The organism is Pseudomonas soli (assembly GCF_021283165.2).
Classification (GTDB): Bacteria; Pseudomonadota; Gammaproteobacteria; order Pseudomonadales; family Pseudomonadaceae; genus Aquipseudomonas; species Aquipseudomonas soli.
This window is the reverse complement of the sequence record NZ_CP128543.1, coordinates 5666748-5693737: the sequence shown is the minus strand read 5'-3', so window position 1 is coordinate 5693737 and position 26990 is coordinate 5666748. Positions and strand designations below refer to the sequence as shown.

Below are 26990 nucleotides of genomic sequence, written 5' to 3'. Positions count from 1 at the left end.
CCTTTCCATGAGCTTCGACACCGCTTTCATGCTTAGCACACTGCCGGCCTTCTTCAAGGCCGTTGGCGTGACCTTGCAAGTCGGGGCGATCGCAATCGCCACCTCATTGCTGGTGGCGCTGCTCAACGCGACGATCCTGGTATTGCGAACGCCCTACCTGTGGCGCCTGGTCAAGGGCTACGTGGAGCTGGCCCGCAACACTCCGTTGCTGATCCAACTGTTCTTCGTCTACTTCGCCTTGCCGAGCCTGGGGGTGAAGGTATCCGGCTTCGCTGCCGCGATCATCACCCTGACGTTCATGGGCGGTGCCTACCTCACCGAGGTACTGCGCGCCGGGGTCGAGGCCGTGCCGCGGGCGCAACTGGAGTCCGGGCGCTCCATCGGCCTTTCCGAGGGCCAGCTGCTGCGACATGTGATCCTGCCCCAGGCCGGCATCCTCAGCCTGCCGGCACTGTTCGCCAATTTCGTCTTCCTGCTCAAGGAAACCACCGTGGTTTCGGCGGTGGCGGTGCCGGAGATTCTCTACACCACCAAGAACTACATCGCCCTGTACTACAAGACCTACGAAATGCTCGCCGTGCTGACCCTGCTCTGCGTGCTGATCTTCCTGCCGCTGTCGCTGCTGCTGCGCTACCTGGAACGGAGGCTGCAACATGGCCAGTTCGGGCATTGAGCTGCTGTTGGTTTCGCTGCCGCAACTGGCCATGGGCGCCGGGCAGACCCTGGCGATCTCGGCCCTGGGCATCCTGTTCGCCACCTTGGGCGGCGTGCTCTACGGCGTGCTGGCGACACTCGGTAGCCGTTGGCTAAATATCCTGCTGCAGGTGTACCTGGAGCTGTTCCGGGCGATTCCGGTGCTGGTCTGGCTGTACCTGGTGTTCTTCGGCTTGCCGATCTTCTTCGGCCTGAGCATCCCCAGCTTTTGGTGCGCGGTGCTGGTGCTGGGCCTGTGGGGCGCCAGCGAGGTCGGCGAGGTGGTGCGCGGTGCCTTGCAGTCGCTGCCACGCGGTCAGCGCGAGGCGGGGTTGTCTATCGGCCTGGGCGGCTGGCAGCTGTATGCCTATGTGCTGCTGCCCCAGGCGCTCAAGCGCATGACCCCGCCGACCATCAATATCTACACGCGGATCATCAAGACCAGCTCGCTGGCGGTGCTGATCGGTGTGGTCGAAGTGATCAAGGCGGGGCAGCAGATCATCGAACGCACCTACGAGTCGGTGCTGATCTACGGCGCGCTGTTCCTGTTCTTCTTTCTTGTCTGCTATCCGCTGTCAGCCGCCTCCCGCGTGCTGGAGCGGCGCTGGGCCCACGCATGAATCCATTGATCGAATTCCAAGGCTTCAACAAGTTCTTCGGCCAGCACCAGGTGCTCAAGGATGTCGACCTCGCGGTCCAGGCCGGCGAGGTGGTGGTGATCCTCGGCCCCAGCGGCTGCGGCAAGAGCACCCTGCTGCGCTGCCTCAACGGCCTGGAAGAGGCCCAGGGCGGCAGCCTGCGCCTCGACGGCCAGGAGTTGCTCGGCCCCGACACCGACTGGCGCCAGGTGCGCCAACGGGTCGGCATGGTGTTCCAGAGCTACCACCTGTTCGGCCACATGAGCGTGATCGACAACCTGCTGCTGGGGCCGCTGAAGGTGCAGAAGCGCGAACGCCACGAGGCCCAGGCCCAGGCCGAGGCTTTGCTGGCCCGGGTAGGGCTGCTGGACAAGCGTGACGCGTTCCCGCGCCAGCTCTCCGGTGGTCAGCAGCAACGCATCGCCATTGTCCGTTCGTTATGCATGAACCCACAGGTGATGCTCTTCGATGAGGTCACCGCCGCCCTCGACCCGGAGATGGTCAAGGAGGTGCTGCAGGTGATCCAGGGTCTGGCCCGCGAAGGCATGACCCTGCTCATCGTCACTCACGAAATGGCCTTCGCCCGCGCGGTGGCCGACCGCATCGTGTTCATGGAGGCCGGCAGGATCCTTGAACAGAACCACCCTGAGCGCTTCTTCACTCAACCGCAGACCGCACGCGCGCAGCAGTTCCTGGAGAAATTCTCGTTCGTCGAAAGCCTGCCCAAGACACTGTCTAAGCCATTGCACAAGGAACTGTCATGAAGACTGCCCCGTTCGCCAAACTGCTCGCGCCATTGTTGGGCCTGGCCCTGCTGGCCGGCTGCAACAAATCCGAAGATCCGGCCAAGCCCGCCGCCGCCTCGCCGCCCAGCAGCTACCTGGAAACCATCAAGGCCCGCGACAAACTGATCGTCGGCGTGTTCACCGACAAGCCACCGTTCGGCTTCGTCGATGAAAGCGGCCGCTACGTGGGCTTCGACACCGACATCGGCCGGCGCTTCGCCAAGGACCTGCTGGGCGACGAGAACAAGGTCGAGTTCGTCGCCGTCGAGCCTGCCAGCCGCATCCCGTTCCTGCAGAGCGACAAGGTCGACCTGATTCTCGCCAACATGACCGTCACCCCGGAACGCAAGGAGGCCGTGGACTTCACCAACCCCAACCTGCGCGTGGCGGTGCAGGCCATCGTCGCCGACGGCAGTCCGGTGCAGAAGCTCGACGACCTGGCCGACAAGACCATCATCGTCACCACCGGCACCACCGCCGACATCTGGCTGACCAAGACCCACCCGGACTGGAAACTGCTCAAGTTCGAGAAGAACACCGAGTCGCTGGCCGCGTTGGCCAACGGTCGGGGTGATGCCTATGCCCAGGACAACCTGATCCTGTTCAGCTGGGCCAAGCAGAACCCGGGCTACCGCGTGCTGCCACAGCTGCTGGGTGATGAAGCACCGATCGCCCCGGCGGTGAAGAAGGGCAATACCGAGTTGCGCGATTGGGTGAACACCGAACTGGCCAAGCTCGGCGAGGAGAAGTTCTTGCTCAAGCTGTACGACCAGTACGTGCGCAAGGAACTGAGCGACGATACCAAGCCTGAGAGCGTGATCGTCGAGGGCGGCAAGTGGCAGGGTTGATTATCTGAACGGGGCCGCACAGCGGCCCCCTCCGGTCTCAGCAATTGCGCGGTAACCAGTTCAACAGGAAATCATTCACCACCTGCGGATTCTCCAGGCTGGAGATATGCCCGGCGAATGGAATCTGTGCCGCCAGGCATCCAATCAACTGCGCCATCTCGGCGGACTCCGCCGGTGGCCTTGGGATGTCCTGGTCGCCACAGAGCACGATGGTCCGCTCTCCCGGCAGTTCACCGAGTCGCGCCAGCAGGTCTGGCCGGCCGAAGATCACCCGGCCCATCGGGTCGAGGCTGTCGCGGATGGTTTCGGCGCTGCTTGCCTTGAGGTCCGCACGGAAGGACTCGCGCACCTCGGGCACCGTCTGGCCACCGGCATGGAAGAAGATCGGCACCACGACGTCCAGCAACGGGTCGATGAGGGCTCCCGCTTTGCTTGCCGCATCCAGCAAACCGAAATACTTCAGCCGCGTCGCCTCGGGCTCGGCCCCCAGGTAGGTGTCCATCAGCACCAGGCGGTCGACTCGTTCAGGGTGGTCGACGGCCAACTGCGCGCCCCACATGCCGCCAACCGACAGCCCGACCAGGTGGCACTTCTGGATATCCAGGGCATCGAGCAACGCCAGGTGCTGGCGAGCCAGGGCGGCCATGTCGACGGTACTGGCGGGCGGGGCTGTGGAATCGCCGTGCCCCCACAGCTCAGGCACGATGACCCGGAAGTGCCGTGACAGGGCGTCGATCTGCGGTTGACACATGGCGGACGACCACAGGTAGCTGTGGCCCAGCAGCACTGGGAAGCCATGGCCCTGGTCGACATAGCTCATGCGTGCTCCGTCGATCTCGATGAAGTGTTTCTGCATTGCGTGACCTCATGGATTGCGAGAGGGCCGCTGTGCGGCCCCGGTTTCTATCTGGGCATCAGCCGCAGCGTGCTTTGCGCCGGAATCACCCCCATCCGCGCCTTGTGATAGCGCCCCTCGATGTAGTCCTCGGCCTGGTCGCCATAGTGCCGGTCGAACGGCACGCCACTCTGTCCGACCGGGTTGATGGTCAGCGCGGCGCCGGCGTCGGCGAAGTCGATCAGGCGGCGGGTGGATGGCCCGTAGGTGACCGGCCAGGGCGCCGGTCCGATTTTCGCCGACAGGTTGTTCGGCACCTCATGGGTCCCGGGCGCGGCGTAGGGCCCGACATTGAACAACAGGTTCAGCGGCTTCTTCACGCCCAGCGGATGGTTATGGGTGAGGGTATGGGCCTTGCCCCACTGCCAGCTGGCCGGATCCTTGCCGAAGGTCTCGCGCAGGTGCTTGAGGCTGCGCTGCCAGGCCAGGCGCACGATGGCGTTGCGATCGGTGTGTTCGTTGCTACCGCGCAGATTCCACCACGGTGATTGAGGGTCGCCAGCCAGGCGAGGCAGCGCGGCGTCGATGGCACGGGTACTGATCAGCACCGGGAACCAGGTGTCGCCCAGCTCGTCGTGCAGGGCGGCGAACGCCAGCTCGTAGAGGAACTGGTTGAACAGCGTGGCGCTGGTGGAGTCCAGCGGGTAGTCGCCGCGCCAGGCCGCCAGCTGCTCGACCAGTTCTTTCTCTTCGTCGCCCTGGGCGACGTTGCGCAAGGTGCCGAGCAGCGGTGCCAGGGTACGCGGGCCATAGTCGGTGCTGGTGTCCAGCTGCAAGGCCTGGCTGTTCTGGGTGTCCCACTTGATGTCCGGGTCGCGTAACAGGCGATCGAGCTGGCGTCCTCGGTCGGCCAGGTTGTAGTAGCCGGGCACGGGCAGTGCGCCCGGTGGTTGGTAATTGGCCGAGACGATATAGCCGTTGGCCGGGTTCTCCTGCTGTGGATTGGCACTGAACGGGTAGAACCCCGGCTTGGCGGCCTGGCCGCTGCCCCCGTCGAGGATGAACGCCGGGTTGACGCCATCCGGGCGGATCGGCAGGCGCGCCGCCGCCCACCAGCCGATGTCGCCACGGGCATTGGCCCATACGAGGTTCAACCCTGGCGCCTGGATCTTGCTTGCCGCCTCGCGCATCTTGTCCAGGGTGTCGGCGCGGTTGATCTGGTAGAAGCCCTCGAGTATCGGGTTCTCGGTTTCCAGGAAGGCCCACCACATGGCGATGGGCGTCGGGCCGGCGGTGTCGCCGAGCACGCTATTGACGATCGGACCGTGGGGTGAGCGGCGCAAGGTGATGCTGGCCGGCTGCGCATCCTTGACCGCGATCTGCTGCTCGGTCTTTTCCAGCGACTGCCAGCGGCCATCGACCATCACCTGCTCGGGGTTCTGCGGATTGGTCCGCTCCGCGATCAGGTCGACGTCGTCGTTCTGGAACATGGTCAGGCTCCAGCCGAAGTCGCGGTTGTGGCCGAGCAGGGCGAACGGGTTGAGCGCCTGGAAGTAGCCATACAGGTTGAAGCCTGGCGCCGACAACTCGGCTTCGTACCAGATCGCCGGCACCGCGAAGCTGATGTGCGGGTCACCCGCCAGCAGTGGCCGGCCGCTGCGGGTATGGCTGCCGGCCACGGCCCAGGCGTTGCTGCCCTCGAACTGCGGAATACCCGCATCGCCCAGGGCCTCGTGGCTGAGCCGCGCCAACTGCTCCAGGCTGCGCCAGTCGGCGGCGGCCAGCGGCGTGGCCACGGCGCCGTCGGGCTGCCAGTCGAGGTCGAAGATCTTCAGGTACTCGGGGCCGAGCTGATCGCGAATGTAGGTCAGCGCCGGGTCGGTGCGGAACGCGGCGGCGAAACTGTAGGCGAGGTAGCCGGCAATGCTCAGGGTGTCCTCGGCGGTGAAGGGGCGCGGCGTGATGCCGAGCAGGTCGAACTCCATCGGCTTGGGGTGGCTGGCCTGCCACTGGTTGATGCCGTCCAGGTAGGCCTGCAGCGCCTGCCAGGCCGGTGACTGGCGGTCCTGGCGCTGCACCATCAAGGCCGCCTGGTCGCGAATGCGCAGGCTGCGGAACAGGGTATCGGTGGGCAGCAACTTCTCGCCCAGCACCTCGGCCAGCTCGCCGCGCGCCAGGCGGCGCATGATCTCCATCTGGAACAGACGGTCCTGTGCTTGCACGTAGCCGAGGGCGCGGTACAGGTCCTGCTCGTTCTGCGCCTGCAGGTGCGGCACGCCACGGGCATCGAAGCGCACGCTGACCGGCGCCTGCAAGCCGTTGATGGCCGCTTCGCCATCTCGCTGGGGCTGCTTGCCCTGCACGTACCAGTAACCGCCGCCCGCGGCGGCCACGGCGATCACCACCGCCAGCAAGGTCAGGCTGCGCTTCATCGAGACTCCTTGTGCACTCGAGCGAAAGAATGTGGTCCGATCATCGGCGGATTCGCGAACTGAGCATAGCCCCCCGAAAGGAGTTTCCATGTCCCTGAGCGAAAAACAGAAAATGCTGGCAGGCCAGCTCTACCATGCCGGCTGCCCCGAGCTGCAAGCCGATCAGGCGGCCAACCGGCAGTGGTTGCACCGCTACAACGGCAGCGTCGAGCAACCCAACGAAGCGCGTCATGATTTGTTGAAGGCGCATTTCGCCAGCGTGGGCGAAGGCGTGGTGATCCGGCCGCCGTTCCACTGTGACTACGGCTACAACATCAGCGTGGGCGCCAACACCTTCATGAACTTCAACTGCGTGATCCTCGACGTGCTGCCGGTGCGCATCGGCGCCGACTGCCAGATCGCCCCGGCGGTGCAGATCTACACCGCCGACCACCCGCTGGACCCGGCGCTGCGCCGCAGTGGCCTGGAAAGCGGGCGCCCGGTGATCATCGGCGACAACGTCTGGATTGGCGGCGGGGCGATCATCCTGCCTGGGGTGACCATCGGTGATAACGTCGTGGTCGGCGCCGGCAGCGTGGTGACCCGGGATGTGCCGGCGGGAGCGGTGGTGGTGGGTAATCCGGCGCGGGTGCGTCAATCGATCCAGGGGCAATAGCAGCCGACCGCCAGGGTATTCGAGGCCTGCACCCGACGCCCTTGTGCCAAGGCCTTGAGGATCGGCTCGATGAAACTGTTGCTCGAGTTGCATACCGCGCCTTCGCTGTAGGGGCCGAAGTAGGCGAGGTTGCCGTCGTGGTCCCAGATCGCCACGGCGGGGCTGGCGGGCAGGTGCTCGCTGCCGGGCAGGCTGGCCAGGGGCTTGAGTGTTCCCAGGTTGGCCGGCAGTTGGCCGTGGCTGCCAGGCTTTTGCACGACATGGAAGCTGACCCCGAGCGGTGCGAAGTGCTCGACCAGTTCGCCCAGGTGTTGCTGGTTGCCGACATTGCATGGGCAGGCCGGGTCCCAGAAATGCACCACGCGGATCGGGCCCGGGCCGGCCAGTTCGGCTGGGAGGCGCAGTTGGCTGCCGTCGAAGAAGGTGGCCTGGTTGTCGAACGGACGCAGGTAACGGGACTGGAAGCTGTCGTAGGCCCACCAGGCGGTGGCAGCGCAGAGCAGCAGTGCAAGGAATATCAGAAGTCGCTTCGCCATAGGGGCCCGGTCGCGGTACCTGCAGGAGCGGGCTTGTCCCGCGATGGCTGCGGTGAAGCCAGCATCGCTATCGCGGGGCAAGCCCGCTCCCACGAGGTCGCGTGTTTCGTTGAGAAAGGCAGCAAGCTTGCCATGACGCGGCCCAGAGCTGAATATCGCAGATCAATACTTGCTTCACTCTGGATGTACCGATGCCCGCCAGTTTCCACCCCGACCTGCTGCGCGCCAGCCTGTCGCCCCTTGCCGATCGCCACCTGCTATCCACCCAGGGCCAGGCCTACCAGGGCTTCTACGGCCTGGGTCTGTCCGCGCACAGTTGGCTGGGTGGCTTCCAGGTGGCGGGCTTCGACCTGGTCGGCCAGGTCTGGCTGCCCGAGCGGCCACAGGCGACGTTGTTCCTGCTGCATGGCTACTACGATCACATGGGCTTGTACCGCCACGTGATCGAATGGGCCCTGGGGCGCGGCTACGCCGTGATCGGCTGCGACCTGCCGGGGCATGGCCTGTCCAGTGGCGAGCGGGCCAGCATCGATGATTTCGGCATCTACCAGCAGGTGCTCGAGGCCCTGTTCGAACAGGCCCGCTTGCTCGACCTGCCACGGCCCTGGCATCTCTGTGGCCAAAGCACCGGTGGGGCGATCGTGGTCGACCACCTGTTGCATCAGGGTGAAAGCAGCCCTGTCGACGGCGAGGTGATCTTGTTGGCCCCCCTGGTGCGCCCGCGTGCCTGGGGCTGGTCGAAGCTGAGCTACCGGGTGCTGCGCCACTTCGTCAACGGCATCGAGCGGCGCTTCAGCGAGAACACCAATGACCCGGCCTTCCTGCCCTTCCTCGAAGCCGACCCGCTACAACCACGGCGTCTGCCGACCGCCTGGGTCGGTGCGTTGATGAAGTGGGTCCGGCGCATCGAAGCCGCGCCCAGGAGTACGCGGCGGCCGCTGATCGTGCAGGGCGAGGCGGACGGTACGGTGGATTGGCCGTACAACCTCAAGGTGCTCAAGGCCAAGTTTGCCGAGCCGCAGATCCTCATGCTGCCCGAGGCGCGGCATCACCTGGCCAACGAGCTGCCCGGCATCCGCCAGCGCTACTTCGAGTTCATCGGCCAGCGCCTGGGCTGACTCACTTCAGGTTGGCGGCGTTCTGGCCCACGGCCAGGGCGGCGCGAATCGCGGCCACCGCGGCCTTGTAGTAGGCCTGGCCGTCCGTCGATTCGGCGAAGGTGGCGAACTGCTCGAGCTCGGCGTCCGACAGGTCGCGATAGACGTACAACAACGTGTTGTTCAGGTCCTCGCCCACCTGGTTCATCAACCGCTGGCGCTGGCCATCGAGCAGGTTCTGGGCCTGGCCGCCGCCGAACAGGCCGGGCAACATCGAGCTCAGGCTGTCGGCCGCCACGCCGGCGATCGCCAGGCTGACCTCGGCGCCGGCCTCGCGGGCGGGCAGGGCCTGGGCCAGGTGGCCGACGATCAGCACGCGGTTGTCGCTGGCCTGGATTTTCGGCAAGCCCTTGGCGTGCTTGGCCAGTTGATCCTTGCGCGTGGCAAGCAGTTCGGCGGCCACGACCTTGCGCCCCAGCGGTGACTGGAAGAAGGCCAGGGCTGGCGAGGGGTTGGGCAGGTTGGCGCGCAGTTGTGCCTGGGCCCGTTGGTCCATGGCCTGGGCCTGGAACCGTTGGTTGCTGTTGTTGACCAGCGCCTGGTAGACGGCAGGCGGCAGGCTATTGCGGTAGCGCTGCTGGGCGGCGCTCACGGCATCGTTGAAATGGGCGCGCTGGTCGGGCCAGCCGGCGACCTTGTACAGCTGATCGAGGGTGTCTGCCCAGACAGGCATGGTGCAGATCATCAGCAGAAGCAGGGAAAACAGACGGCGCATTCAGGACTCCTGTCGGCAGGCCGCTATTGTCCTTGGCGTGGCGGGGCTTTGTCGAGTCGCCAGCGGCGCTTCCTGACCAAGTGGCGCTGTGCGAGCGATGGCCGAATGGCTATGATGCGCCATGCACATACCTTCCGAACATCCGCTGCTGTCGACCATCGTCGATGACCTGGCCACCCGTGGTTGGTCGCAGCAACCCCTCTTCCTGCCCGACGAACTGTCGCGCGCGCTGGCGGCCGAATGCCGTCGTCGTTACGCCGAGGGTGAGCTGAACCCCGCCGGCATCGGCCGTGGCGCCGCGCAGGAGATCCGCGAGGCGATCCGTGGCGACCAGATCCAGTGGATCGACCCCGGTGAATCGGAGGTCTGCGACCGCTACCTGGGGGCGATGGACAGCCTGCGCCAGGCCATCAACCAGGGATTGTTCCTGGGGCTGGAGGACTTCGAGTGCCACTTTGCCCTCTATCCGCCGGGCGCCTTCTACAAGCGCCATCTCGACCGCTTCCGCGACGATGACCGGCGCATGGTGTCGGCCGTGCTGTACCTCAACGAGGGTTGGCAGCCGAAGGACGGTGGACAATTGCGCATGTTCCTGAAGGGCGATGTCGAGCACGACGTGGCGCCATTGGCCGGCAGCCTGGTGGTGTTCCTGTCGGGTGAGGTCCCGCATGAGGTACTGCCGGCAGGGCGTGAACGCCTGTCGTTGACCGGTTGGTTCCGGCGCCGTGGCAATGAGCCGTTCTGAGCTGCCGAAGGTACTGGTCAGCGCCTGCCTGCTGGGCCAGCCGGTGCGCTATGACGGGCGTGCCAGTGGCCATCCCGATGTATTGCAGCGTTGGCAGGCTGAAGGCAGGGTGGTGCCACTGTGCCCGGAGGTTGCCGGTGGCTTGCCGACACCGCGACCGCCCGCTGAGATACCCGGTGGGCAGGGCGGGGCGGTGCTGGACGGGCAGGCACAGGTGCTGACGGTGACCGGCGACGATGTCAGCGACGCCTTTCTCGCCGGGGCCCGCCTGGCGCTGGAACTGGTGCGCCGGCATGGCATCCGTGTGGCGGTGCTCAAGTCGGGCAGCCCCTCGTGTGGCAATCTGCAGACCTATGACGGCAGTTTCAGCGGTGTGAAGGTGGCGGGTGAGGGCGTGACCACGGCCTTGTTGCGGCGCGAAGGGGTGCAGGTGTTCAGCGAGCTGGAGCTGGAAGAGGCGCAGCGAGCGTTGAGCCAGATCTGATCGCGGGGCAAGCCCGCTGCCCCGCGATGCGGTGTTACTGTCCGGCGCTCGCCTGCTTGGAACCCTTGAGCCATTTGCTTTCCAGGTCAGCCAGGCGGCCGTCGTCCTTGATCCGTTGCAGGGCATTGTTCAGAGCCGTCTCGAAGGCTGGATTGTCCTTCAGGTACGGAATCACCAGATTCTGGCTGGCCAGGGTCCGAATGGTGTCGAGTTGGTCGCTAGGTTCGACGTCTTGCTTGTTGAAGGCCATGTCGAACTTGCCGCTCTCCACCCCGGGCAGCACCTCTTCGGCTGCGGTCTCGACGAACTCGGCCCGCACATCCAGCTCCTTGGCCAGGGCCTGGCCCAACTCGATCTCGAAACCGGTCAGGTGTTCGTCTTCCTTGAACGCATAAGGTGGTGAATCGCTCAGCACGGCAATGCGCAGTTCGCCACGGTCGTTGATTTCGTCGATCAGTTCGGCCTGGGCCAGTGGGCTGAACAATACCGCCAACAGAATGCCAATGGTCAAACGCATGAGTGCCCCTTTCTTGTTCGGCAGGTGAATGTCATTCGCCGAGGCTTTCTTTTCTGCCGCGGTCGAACGCAGCCTATGACCGTGTAGCCGCGTTAATGTTTACGCCGGCCTGAAATATTTCTGCCGTTGTTTTTGAACCTCTGCCTGGTTGGTTGGACTATGGTGAAGTACCGCTGTGCTTCGTTTAAGTGATAGCGGTCAATTGAAGTGAATCACAGGAGAAGTGAATGAAAAGCCTATTTTCGCGTGCTGCCGTTGCCGGTCTGCTGATGGGGGCGTCGGTGTTCGCCAGTGCTGCGGATGCGCTGAAGAGCCAGCAGCCACCGCAGGGCGCCAAGGTCTTCATCGTTTCCCCCGCCGACGGGGCCACGGTCGACAAGACCTTCACCGTCAAGTTCGGTATCGAGGGCATGGGCCTCAAGCCAGCGGGTGACCAGACCCCGCACACTGGGCATCACCACCTGCTGGTGGATGTGGACAAGGCCCCGGTCGCCGACATGCCGCTGCCGACCAGCCTGATGCCGGAGAACAACGCCCCCCTGCCGGCCGGCCCGCAAGTACTGCACTTCGGCAAGGCGCAGACCGAGGCGACCATCACCCTCACCCCAGGCAAGCACACCCTGCAACTTGTGCTGGGCGACAAGTATCACGTGCCGTTCAAACCGAGCGTCGAGTCGCAGAAGATCACCGTCAACGTCAAGTGATGCTGAACCTGTAGGTGCGACTTCAATCGCGAACTAGATACCGCGGTGCTTGGCACCCGCTTTCGCGGGTGATCGCGGCTGAAGCCGCTCCTACAAGATCGCAACAACGAAAAAGGGAGGCCACCAGGGCCTCCCTTCTTCATGCAGCCGGCAAACTCAGAACAGTACGCGCGAGCGAATAGTGCCCTTCACATGCTGCAGTTTTTCCTGGGCCAGATCGGAGTACTCGGCATCGACGTCGATGACTACGTAACCCACTTTTTCGTCGGTCTGCAGGAACTGACCGGAGATGTTGATACCGTTCTCGGCGAACACCTTGTTGATCTCGCTGAGCACGCCCGGGATGTTTTCGTGGATGTGCAGCAGGCGGTGCTTGCCCGGGTGGGCCGGCAGCGCGACCTCCGGGAAGTTGACCGACGACACCGAGGTCCCGTTGTCGCTGTACTTGACCAGCTTCTCGGCAACTTCCAGGCCGATGTTAGCCTGGGCTTCGGCGGTGGAACCACCGATGTGCGGAGTCAGGATCACGTTGTCCAGGCCGCGCAGCGGGCTCTCGAACTCTTCGTCGTTGGAGCGTGGCTCGACCGGGAACACGTCGATGGCGGCGCCGATCAGGTGCTTGTCCTTGATCGCGGCGGCCAGGTGGTCCAACTCGACCACGGTGCCACGGGCGGCGTTGATCAGGATCGCGCCTTTCTTCATCGCACGGATTTCCTTCTCGCCGATCATCCACTGGGTGGACGGCAGCTCAGGAACGTGCAGCGAGACGATGTCAGCCAGGCCCAGCAGTTCGTTCAGGCTGGTGACCTGGGTGGCGTTGCCCAGCGGCAGCTTGGTCAGCGGGTCGTAGAAGTAGACCTGCATGCCCAGGCCCTCGGCCAGCACCGACAGCTGGGTACCGATCGAGCCGTAGCCGACGATGCCCAGTTTCTTGCCGCGGATCTCGAAGGAGTTGGCCGCGCTCTTGATCCAGCCACCGCGGTGGCAGGAGGCGTTCTTCTCGGGGATGCCGCGCAGCAACAGGATGGCTTCGGCCAGCACCAGTTCGGCCACCGAACGGGTGTTGGAGTACGGTGCGTTGAACACCGCGATGCCGCGGTTGCGGGCCGCGCTCAGGTCGACCTGGTTGGTGCCGATGCAGAAACAGCCGACCGCAACCAGTTTCTTCGCACAGTCGAAGACCTCTTCGGTCAGCTGGGTGCGCGAGCGGATGCCGATGAAGTGGGCATCGGCGATCTTTTCCTTCAGCTCTGCATCCGGCAGCGAGCCAGTGAGGTACTCGATGTTGCTGTACCCGGCAGCCTTGAGGATATCCACCGCATTCTGGTGGACGCCTTCAAGAAGAAGGAACCTGATCTTGCTCTTGTCGAGAGAAGTCTTGCTCATCTGCGTAAACCTGTATCCCGGAGAAAAATGGCGAGGGGGGTGAAGCGGCGCGGCGTCGGCCTTAGCACGAACAGCGGGAGGGCTATGCTAGCATACGCGACACAATCTGAGCCCATCCCGACAGGTGAAGCGTGCTCAGGGTGACTATGAATAAGTCGAGAGTTCCAGCGATGACCCAGTCCGTGGTAATTGATGAACTGATGACCCTGGTCGACCCTGGCAAGGTCCTCACCGACCCAGCCTCGCTCGATGCCTACGGCAAGGACTGGACCAAGCACTACCCGCCAGCGCCCAGCGCGATCGTCTTCCCTAAAACCATCGAGCAAGTCCAGGCCATCGTGCGCTGGGCCAACCGGCACAAGGTCGCCTTGGTGCCATCGGGCGGGCGTACAGGGTTGTCGGGCGCTGCCGTGGCCGCCCATGGCGAGGTGGTGGTCGCCTTCGACTACATGAACCAGATCCTCGCCTTCAATGAGTTCGATAGAACCGTCGTGTGCCAGCCGGGCGTGGTAACCCGGCAGCTTCAGCAGTTCGCCGAGGATCAGGGGCTGTACTATCCGGTGGACTTCGCCTCTTCCGGTTCCAGCCAGGTCGGCGGCAATATCGGCACCAATGCCGGCGGGATCAAGGTGATTCGCTACGGCATGACCCGCAACTGGGTGGCCGGGCTGAAGGTGGTCACCGGCAAGGGCGAGCTGCTCGAGCTGAACAAGGACCTGATCAAGAACGCCACCGGCTACGACCTGCGCCAACTGTTCATCGGCGCCGAAGGCACCCTGGGGTTCGTGGTGGAGGCGACCATGCGCCTGGACCGTGCGCCGCGCAACCTTACGGCGATGGTGCTGGGCACGCCTGACTTCGACGCGATCATGCCAGTGCTGCACGCCTTCCAGGGCAAGCTCGACCTCACCGCCTTCGAGTTCTTTTCCGACAAGGGCCTGGCCAAGATCCTCGCCCGGGGTGATGTGCCCGCGCCATTCGAAACCGACTGCCCGTTCTATGCCCTGCTGGAGTTCGAAGCCAGCACCGATGAGGTGGCCAACGAAGCCCTGGCCACCTTCGAGCACTGCGTCGAGCAGGGCTGGGTGCTGGACGGGGTGATGAGCCAGAGCGACACCCAGCTGAAGAACCTGTGGAAGCTGCGCGAGTACCTGTCCGAGACCATCTCCCACTGGACACCGTACAAGAACGACATCTCTGTCACCGTCTCGAAAGTGCCGGCGTTCCTGCGCGACATCGACGCCATCGTCGGCGAGCATTATCCCGACTACGAGGTGGTCTGGTACGGCCATATCGGCGACGGCAACCTGCACCTGAACATCCTCAAGCCCGACCATATGAGCAAGGATGACTTCTTCGCCTCCTGCGCCAAGGTCAACAAGTGGGTGTTCGAGATCGTCGAGCGTTACAACGGCTCGATCTCCGCCGAGCACGGCGTGGGCATGACCAAACGCGATTACCTGGGCTACAGCCGCTCACCGGAAGAAATCGCCTGCATGAAGGCGATCAAGGCGGTGTTCGACCCGAACGGCATCATGAATCCGGGTAAGATCTTCGCTCCCGAATAAAAAGCAGTGTTCACAGGAGTCGGCCATGAGTTACCAGCACCAGTACGTAGACGGCACGCGCATCCACTTCCCGCTGGGCAAGGTGGTGTGCATCGGCCGCAACTACGCCGAGCATGCCAAGGAACTGGACAACCCCATCCCCAGCGAGCCGCTGCTGTTCATCAAGCCCGGCAGTTGCGTGGTGCCCCTGGAAGGTGGTTTCAAGATTCCGACCGAGCGTGGCTCGGTGCACTACGAGGCGGAAATCGCGGTGTTGCTGGGCAAGCCGTTGTCGACCAAGCCGACCGAGGAAGAGGTGCTCGACGCCATTTCCGGCTATGCCCCGGCTTTGGACCTCACCCTGCGTGACCTGCAGAGCAAGCTGAAGGAAAAGGGCCTGCCGTGGGAGCTGTGCAAAAGCTTCGATGGTGCTTGCGTGCTGCCGCCGTTCGTCTCGGCAGGGGCTTTCGAGGACGTGAAGGACATCGGCATACGCCTGACCATCAACGGCGAGGTGCGCCAGGACGGCAACAGCGCGATGATGCTCAACCCCATCGTCCCGATGATCCAGCATATGGCCGCGTGTTTCTCGTTGCAGGCGGGTGATGTAATCCTCACCGGCACCCCGGCGGGCGTGGGGCCGTTCGAGGTTGGTGACGAGCTGGTGCTGGAGCTTCCAGGTGTCAGCCGGTTCGAGAGCCGGGTGCTCTGACCCACAGGTTCGCGCCTTTCCTACAAAAAGTGCAGAGACGTTTACCGTTTTTTCACACCCTTTGCGGATAATGCGCGAACCTACGCCTACCCTCAGGACCCTTGCATGCCCTTTCCTTCCCGCGCCTCCGTGTCCCCCAAGCGCCCGTTCTACCGGCGCTGGCCGTTCGGCCTGGCAGCAGCAGCGGTTATCGGCTATGGCGTCATCTCGGCCATGCACTGGGACGACCGCGGCCTGCTGTGGATAAAGGAAGGTTTCGAAAGCCAGGCTGAACGCCAGGAAAGCATCTGGCTGCCCAGCTACGTGGTCGACATCGATGCCAAGCCGTTGCCTGGTATGGAGCGTGACGAGGCGTCGGACCTGGCGTTCAACCCGCACACCCGGTCGTTGTTCGCAGTCATGGGAAAGCACCCGTTCCTGGTCGAGCTCACCCTCGATGGCGATGTGCTGCGCAAGATCCCCCTGGTGGGCTGGTCCAATCCGGAAGGCGTGGCGATACTCGAGGATGGCCAGATCGCCATCGTCGACGAGCGCAACCATGACCTGACGCTGGTCAAGGTGGATGCCGCCACCACCTCGCTGAACCGTGCCGACTACCAGTCCCATGACCTGGGTGAAGCGGATGAGGGCAACAAGGGCTTTGAAGCCATTGCCTGGGACCTGATGCGCCAGCGCCTGGTCATCGGCGCCGAGCGTCCGCCCAAAATGTTCACTTGGGGCACTGATGGCCGTAGCCCGCTGAAGGGCGAGAAGCAGCCGCTGGCCAGCGACGAACTGGACCTGCGCAACTTGTCCGCGCTGGGTATCGACCCGCGCACGGGGCATCTGCTGGCATTGTCGGCAGACTCCAACATGCTGCTCGAGCTTGACGAAAAAGGTGAGCAGGTCAGCTTCATGACCCTGCTGGGCGGGTTCAATGGCCTGGCTGACACCATTCCCCGGGCCGAGGGAGTGGCAATGGACGACCAGGGCAACCTGTACATGGTCAGCGAGCCGAATCTGTTCTATCGCTTCAAAAAGAACTGACCGATCAGACATTTCTGATGGTGGCATTAAGCTTTGCTTCAGTTGATAGTGGTTAGCTACGCGCTCCTATTGCCGAGTCCGCCCGCATGCGCCGCCACGTTCGCCTGATCTTCGTCTTCTTCGTGTTTGTCTGCCTGCTCGTGCTGGGGGCTGCCGGGCATGAGTTCCGCTTGTTCGAGCGGGGCTGGTTCAACCTCAAGGCTTGGTGGCAGCCGGCCGAGCAGAGCATCGGCCTGGATCGTTACCAGGTGGTGCTTGAGGCCAGGCCTGTCGAGGGCCTGGACGACGACATCTCGGCGTTGACCTATGATCCCGACCGCAAGAGCCTGTTCACCGTCACCAACGCCCGGTCGGAGCTGATCGAGTTGTCGCTGGATGGCCGTATCCTGCGCCGTGTTCCGCTGACCGGCTTCGGTGACCCCGAGGCGGTGGAGTATGTCGGGCCCAACAGCTATGTGATCACCGATGAGCGTCAGCAGCGGCTGATTCGTGTGCGCCTGGACGATGACACCCTGTTTCTCGATGCCGCCGACGCAGAGCAGTTGTCCCTGGGCATAGGCCTGAATGGCAACAAGGGGTTCGAGGGGCTGGCCTACGACTCGGCAGGCAAGCGCCTGTTCGTGGCCAAGGAACGGGACCCGATGATGATCTACGAGGTGCACGGCTTTCCCCACGACAATCCCGACAAACCCTATGCCGTGCATGTGGTGCAGGATCGCAAGCGTGACCGGCGGTTGTTCGTGAGGGATCTATCGAGCCTGCAGTTCGACGAACGCAGCGGGCATCTGCTGGCGCTGTCCGACGAGTCGCGGCTGGTGCTGGAGCTTGATGTGAAGGGGCGGCCGCTGAGTACCTTGTCATTGCGCAAGGGGTTCCAGGGGTTGAAGCAGACCGTGCCACAGGCTGAGGGGATTGCGATGGATGACGCCGGGACCATCTACCTAGTCAGTGAGCCGAACCTGTTCTATGTGTTCAAGCAGCCTTGATGGGTTGAGAATGGCACTGGCTTCGCCGGTGCTCGCTTGCAAGCCAGCTCCCACAAGGCAGCGCGGACCCTGTGGGAGCTGGCTTGCCAGCGATTCGAGGGCGCAGCTCTCGCTGGCGATTACTCGGCCTTCAGGCTCTTCACGCCTTCAGCGGTACCCAACAACAGCACATCCGCCGGTCGCGCCGCGAACAGACCATTGGTAACCACGCCGACGATGGCGTTGATCTGGCTTTCCAGCTCCACCGGGTTGGTGATCTGCAGGTTGTGCACGTCGAGGATGACATTGCCGTTGTCGGTCACCACGCCTTCGCGGTAGACCGGGTCGCCGCCCAGCTTGACCAGCTGGCGCGCCACGTGGCTGCGCGCCATCGGAATGACCTCGACCGGCAGCGGGAAGGCACCCAGCACCGGCACCAGCTTGCTGGCGTCGGCGATGCAGATGAAGGTCTTGGCCACTGCGGCGACGATCTTTTCGCGGGTCAGGGCCGCGCCGCCGCCCTTGATCAGGTTGAGGTGGGCATCGCTCTCGTCGGCGCCGTCCACGTAGAACTCCAGCTCGCTGACGCTGTTCAGCTCGTAGACCGGAATGCCATGGCCCTTCAGGCGCTGCGCAGTGGCTTCGGAGCTGGCGACGGCGCCGTCGAAAGCGGTCTTGTGCTGGGCCAGGGCGTCGATGAAGAAGTTGGCGGTCGAGCCTGTGCCGACGCCGACGACGCTTTTTTCATCCAGCTTTGGCAGGATGAGGTCGACGGCGGCCTGGGCGACGGCCTGTTTGAGTTGGTCCTGGGTCATGCGGGCTCCGGGAGGGGCAGGGCGGATATCGAAAGTTGCCTAGTATAACGGCTCCGGCGGCTTTGCTGTGGTCGCCCGACGTGGCGCTGCGGTAGACTCCCAGCCCTTGTCCCGCGGCCCAGTGATGCTTTCCGATGCTCGAACAGTACGTCAAGAAGATCCTCACCTCGCGCGTCTACGACGTTGCTGTCGAAACCCCGCTGCACACTGCCGGGCAACTGAGCAAGCGCCTGGGCAACACGGTGCTGCTCAAGCGCGAGGACCTGCAGCCGGTGTTCTCGTTCAAGATCCGCGGGGCCTACAACAAGCTGGCGCAACTGAGCGCCGAGGAGCTGGCCCGTGGCGTGGTCACCGCCTCGGCCGGCAACCATGCCCAGGGCCTGGCACTGGCGGCGCGGGAGCTGGGTATCAAGGCGACCATCGTCATGCCCAAGACCACCCCGGAAATCAAGATCGAAGGCGTGCGCTCGCGTGGTGGCAAGGTGTTGTTGCATGGCGACAGCTTCCCCGAGGCGCTGGCCTACTCGCTGAAGCTGGTGGAGGAGAAAGGTTTCGTCTACATCCACCCCTACGACGACCCACACACCATTGCCGGGCAGGGCACGGTGGCCATGGAGATTCTGCGCCAGCACCCGGGCCAGCTAGACGCGATCTTCGTGCCGGTCGGCGGCGGCGGTCTGATCGCCGGTATCGCCGCCTACGTGAAATACCTGCGCCCGGAAATCAAGGTCATCGGCGTCGAACCGGACGATTCCAATTGCCTGCAGGCCGCCATGGCCGCCGGTGAGCGCGTGGTGCTGCCGCAGGTCGGGCTTTTCGCCGACGGCGTGGCGGTGGCGCAGATCGGCCAGCACACCTTCGATATCTGCCGCCACCACGTGGACGAGGTCATTACCGTCAGCACTGACGAGATCTGTGCCGCAATCAAGGATATCTACGACGATACCCGCTCGATCACCGAACCTGCCGGTGCCCTCGGCGTTGCCGGAATCAAGAAGTATGTCGAGCTCAAGGGTGTGGCCGGGCAAACCCTGGTAGCCATCGACTCGGGCGCCAACGTCAACTTCGACCGCCTGCGGCATGTGGCCGAGCGCGCCGAGCTGGGCGAGAAGCGCGAGGCGATCATCGCCGTGACCATCCCCGAGCGCCCTGGCAGCTTCAAGGCCTTCTGCGAGGCCATCGGCAAGCGCCAGATCACCGAATTCAACTACCGCAAGCACACCTCCGACGAGGCGCACATCTTCGTCGGCGTACAGACTCACCCGGAAACCGACCCGCGTGCGGCATTGGTACAGCAGCTGACGGAGCAAGGTTTCCCAGTCACCGACCTGACCGACAACGAACTGGCCAAGCTGCATATCCGTCACATGGTGGGTGGCCACTCGGCCGGGGCCAGCGATGAGATGGTGCTGCGTTTCGAGTTCCCGGAGCGGCCCGGTGCCCTGTTCAACTTCCTCAACAAGCTGGGCGGGCGTTGGAACATCTCGATGTTCCACTATCGCAATCACGGCGCCGCCGACGGGCGCGTGGTCGCGGGCCTGCAGGTGCCGGAGGAGGAGCGTCACCTGGTGCCGGCAGCCTTGGCCAAGATCGGCTATCCATACTGGGACGAGACCGAGAACCCGGCTTACCGGCTATTCTTGGGCTGAACACGCTTCACCTCGCGGGGGCGGGCCTGCCCCGCGATGAGGCCGAAAGCGAAAAAGCCTGCTGAAGGATGATTTTCACATGGAACACCTGACCACCCTCAAGACCCTGCACATCCTCGCCACGGCCCTGTTGCTGCTTGGCGCCCTGGGCCTGGCGGGCTGGACCTGGCATGCCCGGCGCAAGGGCGATGCCGAGGCCTACGGCAAGTTGTTGCGCCGGCCGCTGGTGTTCGTCTGGCTGCTGATGGGGCTGTGCCTGCTTAGCATGCCGTTCACCGGCTGGTGGCTGGTGCACCTGGTCGGCTGGCCGCTGGGGCAGACCTGGGTGCTGGCCTCCAGCGTCATCTATACCCTTGGCGCGTTCGCCGTGTGGTGGCTGGTGGCGCGCCTGAACCGGCTGCGCAAGGCCGAAGTCGTAGGCTTGAAGTTCACCCTGGCGCTGGCGGTGTTCAGCGGTGTGTGCTTCCTGTCCATCGCCGGCCTGATGGGCGCCAAGCCGGTCTGATGACACTCGTCAGCCTGCTCCCATTGGCAAACTCTGGGAGCGGGCTGGCCCCGCGAGAGGCTGACGCAGTCGCGTCACCTTGCCTTCACGCAAACCCGGTATACCAGTGCCACGCCCGGTGTGGCGACGCTCGCTCAATACGCAGTCTTCACCTCGCCGCAGATAAGCTTGGCGGGCGCGTTGCTGCGCGCTCAGGCTTTGTGGAACAATGCGGCGACATGCGTTTGCGAGGTTGCTGCCGTGATCGACCCGGATGGTTTTCGCCCCAATGTCGGGATCATTCTCACGAATGATGCCGGGCAGGTGCTATGGGCTCGGCGGATCAACCAGGATGCCTGGCAGTTTCCCCAGGGTGGCATCAACCCTGATGAAACGCCGGAAGATGCCCTGTACCGCGAGCTGAACGAAGAAGTGGGCCTGGAACGCCAGGATGTGGAAATACTTGCCTGCACCCGTGGCTGGTTGCGTTATCGTTTACCCCAGCGCCTGGTGCGCACCCACAGCCAGCCGCTGTGTATCGGCCAGAAACAGAAGTGGTTCCTGTTGCGCCTGGTGAGCAACGAGCAACGGGTGCGCATGGACCTGACCGGCAAGCCGGAATTCGATGGCTGGCGCTGGGTCAGCTACTGGTATCCGCTGGGCCAGGTGGTGACATTCAAGCGCGAGGTGTACCGCCGCGCACTGAAAGAGCTAGCCCCGCGCCTGCTGACGCGCGACTGACGACGGAGTCCGACCCCGAGCCATGCTCAATACGCTGCGCAAGATCGTCCAGGAAGTGAACTCCGCCAAAGATCTCAAGACGGCGTTGGGTATCATTGTCTTGCGCGTAAAGGAGGCGATGGGCAGCCAGGTCTGCTCCGTCTATCTGCTTGACCCGGACACCAACCGCTTCGTGCTGATGGCCACCGAGGGCCTGAACAAGCGTTCCATCGGCAAGGTCAGCATGGCCCCTAATGAAGGCCTGGTCGGCCTGGTGGGTACCCGCGAGGAGCCACTGAACCTCGAGAACGCGGCCGACCACCCCCGTTACCGCTACTTCGCTGAAACCGGCGAAGAGAAATTCGCTTCCTTCCTCGGCGCACCGATCATTCACCACCGCCGTGTGGTGGGTGTCTTGGTCATCCAGCAAAAAGAGCGCCGCCAGTTCGACGAAGGCGAAGAGGCTTTCCTGGTCACCATGAGCGCGCAGCTCGCCGGGGTTATCGCCCACGCCGAGGCGACGGGTTCGATCCGTGGCCTGGGCCGTCAGGGCAAGGGCATCCAGGAAGCCCGTTTCGTCGGGGTGCCGGGTTCTCCGGGCGCCGCAGTCGGTCGATCGGTGGTGATGTTGCCGCCCGCCGACCTGGAGGTGGTGCCGGATCGCACTGTCGAGGACATCGACAACGAACTCAAGCTGTTCAACAATGCCCTGGAGGGCGTGCGCGAGGACATGCGCAAGCTGTCGGCCAAGCTTGCCACCCAGTTGCGTCCCGAAGAGCGTGCGCTGTTCGACGTGTACCTGATGATGCTCGAGGACGCCGCCCTTGGTGGCGAGGTGGTCGAGGTCATCAAGACCGGCCAGTGGGCCCAGGGCGCCTTGCGCCAAGTGGTCGGCGAACACGTCAATCGCTTCGAGCTGATGGATGACGACTACCTGCGCGAGCGGGCATCGGACGTCAAGGACCTGGGCCGGCGCCTGCTCGCGTACCTGCAGGAGGCCCGTTCGCAGTCACTGGTCTACCAGGACAACACCATTCTGGTCAGTGAAGAACTGACCCCCGCCATGCTCGGCGAGGTGCCGGAGGGCAAGCTGGTGGGCTTGGTGTCGGTACTCGGCTCGGGTAACTCCCACGTGGCGATCCTGGCCCGGGCCATGGGTATCCCCACGGTCATGGGGGTGGTCGACCTGCCTTACTCGAAGGCCGATGGCATCGAGATGATCGTCGACGGCTACAAGGGCGAAGTCTTCACCAACCCCGGCGAAGTGCTGCGCAAGCAATACAGCGACGTGGTCGAGGAAGAGCGCCAGCTGGCCAAGGGGCTCGATGCCCTGCGCGAACTGCCGTGCATCACCCCGGACGGCCACCGCATGCCGCTGTGGGTCAACACCGGCCTGCTCGCCGATGTGGCCCGCGCCCAGCAGCGCGGCGCCGAGGGCGTGGGTCTGTACCGCACGGAAGTACCGTTCATGATCAACCAGCGCTTCCCCAGCGAAAAGGAGCAGCTGGCGATTTACCGCGAGCAGCTGCAGGCGTTCCATCCGCTGCCGGTGACCATGCGCAGCCTCGACATCGGTGGCGACAAGTCGCTGTCGTATTTCCCGATCAAGGAAGAAAACCCGTTCCTCGGCTGGCGCGGCATCCGTGTGACTCTCGACCACCCGGAAATCTTCCTGGTGCAGACCCGCGCCATGCTCAAGGCCAGCGAGGGCCTGAACAACCTGCGCATCCTGCTGCCGATGATTTCCGGCATCCATGAGCTTGAAGAAGCCCAGCACCTGATCCACCGCGCCTGGGGCGAAGTGCGTGACGAAGGCACCGATGTGCCGATGCCGCCGGTAGGGGTGATGGTGGAGATCCCCGCCGCGGTGTACCAGACCCGCGAACTGGCGCGGCAGGTCGATTTCCTTTCGGTCGGCTCCAACGACCTCACCCAGTACCTGCTGGCCGTGGACCGCAACAACCCACGGGTCGCCGATCTGTACGACTATCTGCACCCGGCGGTGCTGCAGGCCCTGCAGACGGTGGTCAGCGTGGCCCACGAGGAAGGCAAGCCCGTCAGTATCTGCGGCGAGATGGCCGGTGATCCGGCTGCGGCGATCCTGCTGATGGCCATGGGCTTCGACAGCCTGTCGATGAACGCCACCAACCTGCCGAAGGTGAAGTGGATGCTGCGCCAGATCAACCTGAGCAAGGCCAGGGAGCTGCTGGCCGACGCCATGAGCCATGACAACCCGCAGGTTATCCACAGCTCGTTGCAGCTGGCGCTGAAGAATCTCGGGCTGGCGCGGATGATCGGGCCGAACAAGACCCTCTGATCGCCTGTACCGACCTCATCGCGGGCTCCGAAGCAAAGCTGTTGGTGCGAGCCCGTGGGAGCGGGCTTGCCCCGCGATGAGGTCTAATCAGATCTCCAGGCTAACCTCGCCCAGATGCCCACCAAACGGCCCGAAACTGCGTTCGATCATGCGCCGCCGGCCTTGGTCATCGACAATCAGCACCGTACTCGCCCGCGTCCCATAGTTCTGGCTGGCGATGAACACGCTCGACAGCAGCCGCTCGGTGGCCAGCCCCACGCCGGTCTCGGGCAGTTCGCCGGCCGGTGCGGGCTGTGCATCGCCCAGCAGCGTCAGTAGCTGCTGTGGGTCAGCGTTCTCGAGCAATCCCTCAAGCCCGCTGCGAGCCTTCAGCAGCTTCGGCCACGGCGTATCCAGTCCGGCATTCGACAGCCCGTACACCCCCGGTTCAAGCAGGCGTGGTGCCGGCTCGCGGGCATGCAGGTAGCCCAATCGCTCGCCATCGCCGACCAGCAGGTTGAACCCCGAGTACTGGTCACTGCGGCTGGCCACCTGGTCCAGATAGGCCTCGACCCCCAGTTCGCCCTGCAGATAGGCCGCCACCAGTTCACCGCGGGACCGTGGCCCCAACGGCTGGCGTGGATCACGGATATTGGTCAGCGCCGCAAAGCGCCCGTTCGGCCCGACACCCAGCCAGGTGCCACCGGCTTCCAGGTCACGCCCGGCGTGCACGCCCGGGGCGTCCTCCCAATTGCCCAGGGCCTGGGTCGGCCGCGCGTAGAACTCATCACGGTTGGCCGCGACGATCAGTGGTCGGGCTGTCCCCGGCCGCCAGGCGAATACGATCAGGCACATAGGTTGTCCCCTGTGTTTTCGGCCACTCTACCCGCGCCGCCGGCCGCTATCCACCATCTGACACAGAGTTCACTAGAGCGCCGGGCGTGGCTTCCGTTACCATGCCAGATTGTTTTCCACTGGGGCCACGAATGGAATTCGCTCTCTATCTGCTGTTGGGCGCCTGCGCCGGCGTGCTGGCCGGGCTGTTCGGCGTCGGTGGCGGCATCATCATCGTGCCGGTGCTGGTGTTCAGCTTCACCTTGCAGGGCTTCGACCCTTCGGTGCTGACCCACCTGGCGGTCGGCACCTCGTTGGCGACAATCGTCTTCACCTCGATCAATGCCGTGCGCGAGCACCAGCGCAAGGGCGCGGTGCAATGGCCGATCTTCGCCTGGATGACCGTGGGCATCCTGCTCGGCGCGTTGGTCGGGGCCAAGACCGCCTCGCTGATACAGGGCCCGATGCTGCAGAAGATCATCGGTGTGTTCGCCCTGGTGATCGCCGCGCAGATGGCCCTGGATTTCAAGCCCAAGGCCAGCCGCGGCATTCCCGGCAAGCCCGGCTTGACCGCCGCGGGCGGGGTGATCGGCTGGGCCTCGGCCATTTTCGGTATTGGCGGTGGCTCATTGACCGTACCGTTCCTCACCTGGCGCAGCCTGCCCATGCAGCAGGCCGTGGCGACTTCGTCGGCCTGTGGCCTGCCGATTGCCTTGGCCAGTGCCTTGGGCTTCATGTGGCTGGGTTGGCACGAGGAACACCTGCCGGCCCACAGCCTGGGCTACGTCTATCTTCCGGCGCTGGTCGGCATCGCCGCCACCAGCATGTTCTTCGCCCGCTACGGCGCGCGTCTGGCGCACAAGCTGTCGCCGCGCGTGCTCAAGCGTCTGTTCGCCGCGCTGCTGTTCTGCGTCGGACTCAGCTTCCTTATCTGAACCTAGAGGAAAGACAATGCTGCCTTACCCGCAGATCGACCCGGTGGCCGTGGCCCTCGGTCCACTGAAAATCCACTGGTACGGCCTGATGTACCTGATCGGCATCGGCGGCGCCTGGCTGCTGGCCTCGCGCCGGTTGAACCGCTTCGACCCCACCTGGAGCCGCGAGAAGCTTTCCGACCTGGTGTTCTGGCTGTCGATGGGCGTGATCGTCGGCGGGCGCCTGGGTTACGTGCTGTTCTACGACCTGCACCAGTACCTGGCCAACCCGACGCTGATCTTCGAGGTGTGGAAGGGCGGCATGTCGTTCCACGGTGGCTTCATCGGCGTGATGCTCGCCGCCTTGTGGTTCGGCAAACGCAACAACAAGTCGTTCTTCGAGCTGATGGACTTCGTCGCGCCGCTGGTGCCGATCGGCCTTGGCGCTGGGCGTATCGGCAACTTCATCAACGCCGAACTGTGGGGCAAGGCCACCGACGTGCCGTGGGCAATGATCTTCCCGCCGTTCAGTGACCCTGCGCAATTGCCGCGTCACCCGTCGCAGCTGTACCAGTTCGCCCTCGAAGGTGTGGCATTATTCGTCATCCTTTGGCTGTACTCGCGCAAGCCGCGCCCGACCATGGCCGTTTCCGGCATGTTCGCGCTGTTCTATGGCATCTTCCGCTTCATCGTGGAGTTCGTGCGCGTACCCGACGCACAGCTCGGCTACATCGCCTTTGGCTGGTTGACCATGGGTCAGTTGCTCTGCGTACCGATGATTCTCGGCGGCATCTTCCTGATCTGGTGGGCCTACAACCGTAAACCGTCGGCCAAGGCCACCGTCTGATTTCCACGGCAGGGGCGCTCCCCTGCCGTTCTTGTTACAGGTAAGCCATGAAACAGTATCTAGACCTGGTCCGTGACGTCATAGACAACGGCACGCTGCAGGAAAACCGCACCGGTATCCGCACCATCAGCCTGCCCGGTGCCATGCTCAAGTTCGACCTGCAGAAGGGCTTTCCGGCCATCACCACGCGCAAACTGGCGTTCAAGTCGGCGATTGGCGAGATGGTCGGCTTCCTGCGCGGCGTGAAGAACGCCGGCGAGTTCCGCGAGCTGGGCTGCAAGGTCTGGGACCAGAACGCCAACGAAAACGCCCAGTGGCTGGCCAACCCGTTCCGCCAGGGGCATGACGACCTCGGCGAAATCTACGGCGTGCAATGGCGCCAGTGGCCCGGCTACAAGCGTATCCCGCTGAGCAACCCGGCCGCCATCGAGATGGCCGAGAAGGCCGGTTTCCGCCGTATCGCCCAGGACGAGGAGGACGGCCAGGCGTTCGTCATCCTCTACAAGGCCATCGACCAAGTGCGCCAGTGCCTGGACACCATCGCCAACGACCCGGGCAGCCGGCGTATCCTGTTCCACGGCTGGAACTGCGCCCAGCTCGACGAGATGGCCCTGCCACCGTGCCATTTGCTGTACCAGTTCCACCCGAATGTCGAAACTCGGGAAATCTCCCTGACCCTCTACATCCGCTCCAACGACCTGGGCCTGGGCACGCCGTTCAACCTCACCGAAGGTGCCGCGCTGCTGTCGCTGTTCGGCCGCCTGACGGGCTACACCCCGCGCTGGTTCACCTACTTCATCGGCGATGCCCATGTGTACGAAAACCACCTGGATATGCTGGGCGAGCAGATGAAGCGTGAACCGCTGGCGGCACCGAAGCTGGTGATCAGCGACCGCGTGCCGGCGTTTGCCGAGACCGGCAAGTACGAGCCGGAGTGGCTGGAGAAGATCGAACCGAGCGACTTCTGGCTGGAAGGCTACGAGCACCATGCGCCGATGACGGCGCCGATGGCGGTCTAACTCAAGGAAGTGGGGGGGCCGCAAAGCGGCCC

General features: G+C 64.1%; 28 protein-coding genes. 20 read left to right on the top strand and 8 right to left on the bottom strand.

Translation table 11 applies throughout. The annotated features are described in order from the left end of the window. Positions 1–7 precede the first annotated feature (7 nt). Genes LU688_RS26260 through LU688_RS26245 form a run of 4 tightly spaced genes read left to right on the top strand, consistent with a single transcriptional unit; the run spans position 8 to position 2964 of the window. A complete protein-coding gene (locus LU688_RS26260; RefSeq protein WP_023630800.1) occupies positions 8–673 on the top strand; it encodes an amino acid ABC transporter permease in 666 nt (221 codons plus the stop codon). Then, positions 654–1313, top strand: a complete 660-nt coding sequence (locus LU688_RS26255) for an amino acid ABC transporter permease (RefSeq protein ID WP_094010962.1) — start codon at positions 654–656, stop codon at positions 1311–1313. Before LU688_RS26260 ends, LU688_RS26255 begins: the two co-directional genes overlap by 20 nt. Next, entirely contained in the window at positions 1310–2095 is a 786-nt protein-coding gene (locus LU688_RS26250) for an amino acid ABC transporter ATP-binding protein (protein ID WP_094010963.1), read from the top strand. The genes LU688_RS26255 and LU688_RS26250 overlap by 4 nt, the downstream gene beginning before the upstream one ends. After that, the gene (locus LU688_RS26245; protein ID WP_023631065.1) at positions 2092–2964 is read left to right on the top strand and encodes a transporter substrate-binding domain-containing protein; all 873 of its coding nucleotides are present in this window, start codon (positions 2092–2094) and stop codon (positions 2962–2964) included. Before LU688_RS26250 ends, LU688_RS26245 begins: the two co-directional genes overlap by 4 nt. Before the next feature lie 37 nt (positions 2965–3001). Here LU688_RS26245 and LU688_RS26240 read toward each other — a convergent pair whose 3' ends face one another. Together LU688_RS26240 and LU688_RS26235 are read right to left on the bottom strand one after the other, a co-directional pair. Continuing rightward, entirely contained in the window at positions 3002–3820 is an 819-nt protein-coding gene (locus LU688_RS26240; RefSeq protein WP_232887954.1) for an alpha/beta fold hydrolase, read from the bottom strand. Positions 3821–3867: 47 nt separating this feature from the next. Further along, complete coding sequence (locus LU688_RS26235) at positions 3868–6231, bottom strand: penicillin acylase family protein (RefSeq protein WP_094010965.1); 2364 nt, start codon at positions 6229–6231, stop codon at positions 3868–3870. 88 nt (positions 6232–6319) lie between these two features. Between LU688_RS26235 and LU688_RS26230 the strand changes: the two genes are divergently transcribed. After that, a complete protein-coding gene (locus LU688_RS26230; protein WP_232887955.1) occupies positions 6320–6886 on the top strand; it encodes a sugar O-acetyltransferase in 567 nt (188 codons plus the stop codon). Here the strand turns inward: LU688_RS26230 and LU688_RS26225 are convergent. Next, on the bottom strand, positions 6865–7422 hold the full coding sequence (locus LU688_RS26225; RefSeq protein WP_094010966.1) for a DUF6436 domain-containing protein: 558 nt from the start codon (positions 7420–7422) through the stop codon (positions 6865–6867). The two genes, LU688_RS26230 and LU688_RS26225, sit on opposite strands and share 22 nt — an antisense overlap. 191 nt (positions 7423–7613) lie before the next feature. On the opposite strand from LU688_RS26225, the gene bipL reads away from it, so the two are divergent. Further along, a complete protein-coding gene (bipL, locus tag LU688_RS26220) occupies positions 7614–8540 on the top strand; it encodes a phospholipase BipL (RefSeq protein WP_094010967.1) in 927 nt (308 codons plus the stop codon). Between the two features lies 1 nt (position 8541). On the opposite strand, the gene LU688_RS26215 is transcribed toward bipL, so the two are convergent. Next, positions 8542–9294: a DUF2059 domain-containing protein gene (locus LU688_RS26215; RefSeq protein WP_038707001.1), complete on the bottom strand. Its 753-nt coding sequence runs from the start codon at positions 9292–9294 to the stop codon at positions 8542–8544. A gap of 121 nt (positions 9295–9415) precedes the next feature. Here LU688_RS26215 and LU688_RS26210 point away from each other — a divergent pair, with 121 nt between their 5' ends. Together LU688_RS26210 and LU688_RS26205 are read left to right on the top strand one after the other, a co-directional pair. Next, positions 9416–10039: a 2OG-Fe(II) oxygenase gene (locus LU688_RS26210; protein WP_094010968.1), complete on the top strand. Its 624-nt coding sequence runs from the start codon at positions 9416–9418 to the stop codon at positions 10037–10039. Then, on the top strand, positions 10026–10523 hold the full coding sequence (locus tag LU688_RS26205; RefSeq protein ID WP_094010969.1) for a 2-thiouracil desulfurase family protein: 498 nt from the start codon (positions 10026–10028) through the stop codon (positions 10521–10523). The genes LU688_RS26210 and LU688_RS26205 overlap by 14 nt, the downstream gene beginning before the upstream one ends. Positions 10524–10557: 34 nt before the next feature. Here the strand turns inward: LU688_RS26205 and LU688_RS26200 are convergent, their stop codons facing one another. Further along, a complete protein-coding gene (locus LU688_RS26200) occupies positions 10558–11040 on the bottom strand; it encodes a transporter substrate-binding domain-containing protein (protein ID WP_023632416.1) in 483 nt (160 codons plus the stop codon). A 227-nt stretch (positions 11041–11267) separates the two neighbouring features. Between LU688_RS26200 and LU688_RS26195 the strand changes: the two genes are divergently transcribed. Then, positions 11268–11744 carry a DUF4399 domain-containing protein gene (locus tag LU688_RS26195; RefSeq protein WP_094010970.1) on the top strand — a complete coding sequence of 159 codons (477 nt, stop codon included), beginning with the start codon at positions 11268–11270 and terminating at the stop codon, positions 11742–11744. 156 nt (positions 11745–11900) lie between these two features. Here LU688_RS26195 and serA read toward each other — a convergent pair whose 3' ends face one another. Beyond that, positions 11901–13130, bottom strand: a complete 1230-nt coding sequence (gene serA, locus LU688_RS26190) for a phosphoglycerate dehydrogenase (protein ID WP_023629826.1) — start codon at positions 13128–13130, stop codon at positions 11901–11903. Between the two features lie 170 nt (positions 13131–13300). On the opposite strand from serA, the gene LU688_RS26185 reads away from it, so the two are divergent. The 4 genes from LU688_RS26185 (at position 13301) to LU688_RS26170 (ending at position 17401) form a co-directional block, all read left to right on the top strand. After that, positions 13301–14698 carry an FAD-binding oxidoreductase gene (locus LU688_RS26185; RefSeq protein ID WP_094010971.1) on the top strand — a complete coding sequence of 466 codons (1398 nt, stop codon included), beginning with the start codon at positions 13301–13303 and terminating at the stop codon, positions 14696–14698. A 25-nt stretch (positions 14699–14723) separates the two neighbouring features. Beyond that, entirely contained in the window at positions 14724–15389 is a 666-nt protein-coding gene (locus tag LU688_RS26180; RefSeq protein ID WP_046853765.1) for a fumarylacetoacetate hydrolase family protein, read from the top strand. A gap of 105 nt (positions 15390–15494) precedes the next feature. Next, complete coding sequence (locus tag LU688_RS26175; protein WP_104444756.1) at positions 15495–16415, top strand: SdiA-regulated domain-containing protein; 921 nt, start codon at positions 15495–15497, stop codon at positions 16413–16415. Positions 16416–16501: 86 nt separating this feature from the next. Beyond that, complete coding sequence (locus tag LU688_RS26170) at positions 16502–17401, top strand: SdiA-regulated domain-containing protein (protein ID WP_094010973.1); 900 nt, start codon at positions 16502–16504, stop codon at positions 17399–17401. 119 nt (positions 17402–17520) lie between these two features. On the opposite strand, the gene rpiA is transcribed toward LU688_RS26170, so the two are convergent. Continuing rightward, positions 17521–18195, bottom strand: coding sequence for a ribose-5-phosphate isomerase RpiA (rpiA, locus tag LU688_RS26165; protein ID WP_038707000.1), 675 nt, complete (start codon positions 18193–18195; stop codon positions 17521–17523). A gap of 134 nt (positions 18196–18329) precedes the next feature. On the opposite strand from rpiA, the gene ilvA reads away from it, so the two are divergent. From ilvA to ptsP, 4 genes are all read left to right on the top strand, one after another. Next, positions 18330–19844 carry a threonine ammonia-lyase, biosynthetic gene (gene ilvA / locus LU688_RS26160; RefSeq protein WP_038706999.1) on the top strand — a complete coding sequence of 505 codons (1515 nt, stop codon included), beginning with the start codon at positions 18330–18332 and terminating at the stop codon, positions 19842–19844. A gap of 79 nt (positions 19845–19923) precedes the next feature. Continuing rightward, complete coding sequence (locus tag LU688_RS26155; RefSeq protein ID WP_038706998.1) at positions 19924–20349, top strand: DUF2269 family protein; 426 nt, start codon at positions 19924–19926, stop codon at positions 20347–20349. A 240-nt stretch (positions 20350–20589) separates the two neighbouring features. After that, positions 20590–21069 carry an RNA pyrophosphohydrolase gene (locus LU688_RS26150; protein ID WP_028688498.1) on the top strand — a complete coding sequence of 160 codons (480 nt, stop codon included), beginning with the start codon at positions 20590–20592 and terminating at the stop codon, positions 21067–21069. 22 nt (positions 21070–21091) lie between these two features. Further along, positions 21092–23365 carry a phosphoenolpyruvate--protein phosphotransferase gene (ptsP, locus tag LU688_RS26145; protein WP_046853769.1) on the top strand — a complete coding sequence of 758 codons (2274 nt, stop codon included), beginning with the start codon at positions 21092–21094 and terminating at the stop codon, positions 23363–23365. A gap of 87 nt (positions 23366–23452) precedes the next feature. Here the strand turns inward: ptsP and LU688_RS26140 are convergent, their stop codons facing one another. Next, positions 23453–24199, bottom strand: coding sequence for an NRDE family protein (locus LU688_RS26140; RefSeq protein WP_104444758.1), 747 nt, complete (start codon positions 24197–24199; stop codon positions 23453–23455). A 131-nt stretch (positions 24200–24330) separates the two neighbouring features. On the opposite strand from LU688_RS26140, the gene LU688_RS26135 reads away from it, so the two are divergent. From LU688_RS26135 to LU688_RS26125, 3 genes are read left to right on the top strand one after another with little or no spacing between them, the layout of a single operon-like run. Then, on the top strand, positions 24331–25113 hold the full coding sequence (locus LU688_RS26135; RefSeq protein WP_104444759.1) for a sulfite exporter TauE/SafE family protein: 783 nt from the start codon (positions 24331–24333) through the stop codon (positions 25111–25113). A 16-nt stretch (positions 25114–25129) separates the two neighbouring features. After that, a complete protein-coding gene (gene lgt, locus LU688_RS26130; protein WP_023630701.1) occupies positions 25130–25939 on the top strand; it encodes a prolipoprotein diacylglyceryl transferase in 810 nt (269 codons plus the stop codon). Between the two features lie 47 nt (positions 25940–25986). After that, positions 25987–26958 (top strand): thymidylate synthase, encoded by a 972-nt coding sequence (locus LU688_RS26125; RefSeq protein WP_023630700.1) that lies wholly within the window; start codon positions 25987–25989, stop codon positions 26956–26958. The last annotated feature ends 32 nt before the right edge of the window (positions 26959–26990 follow it).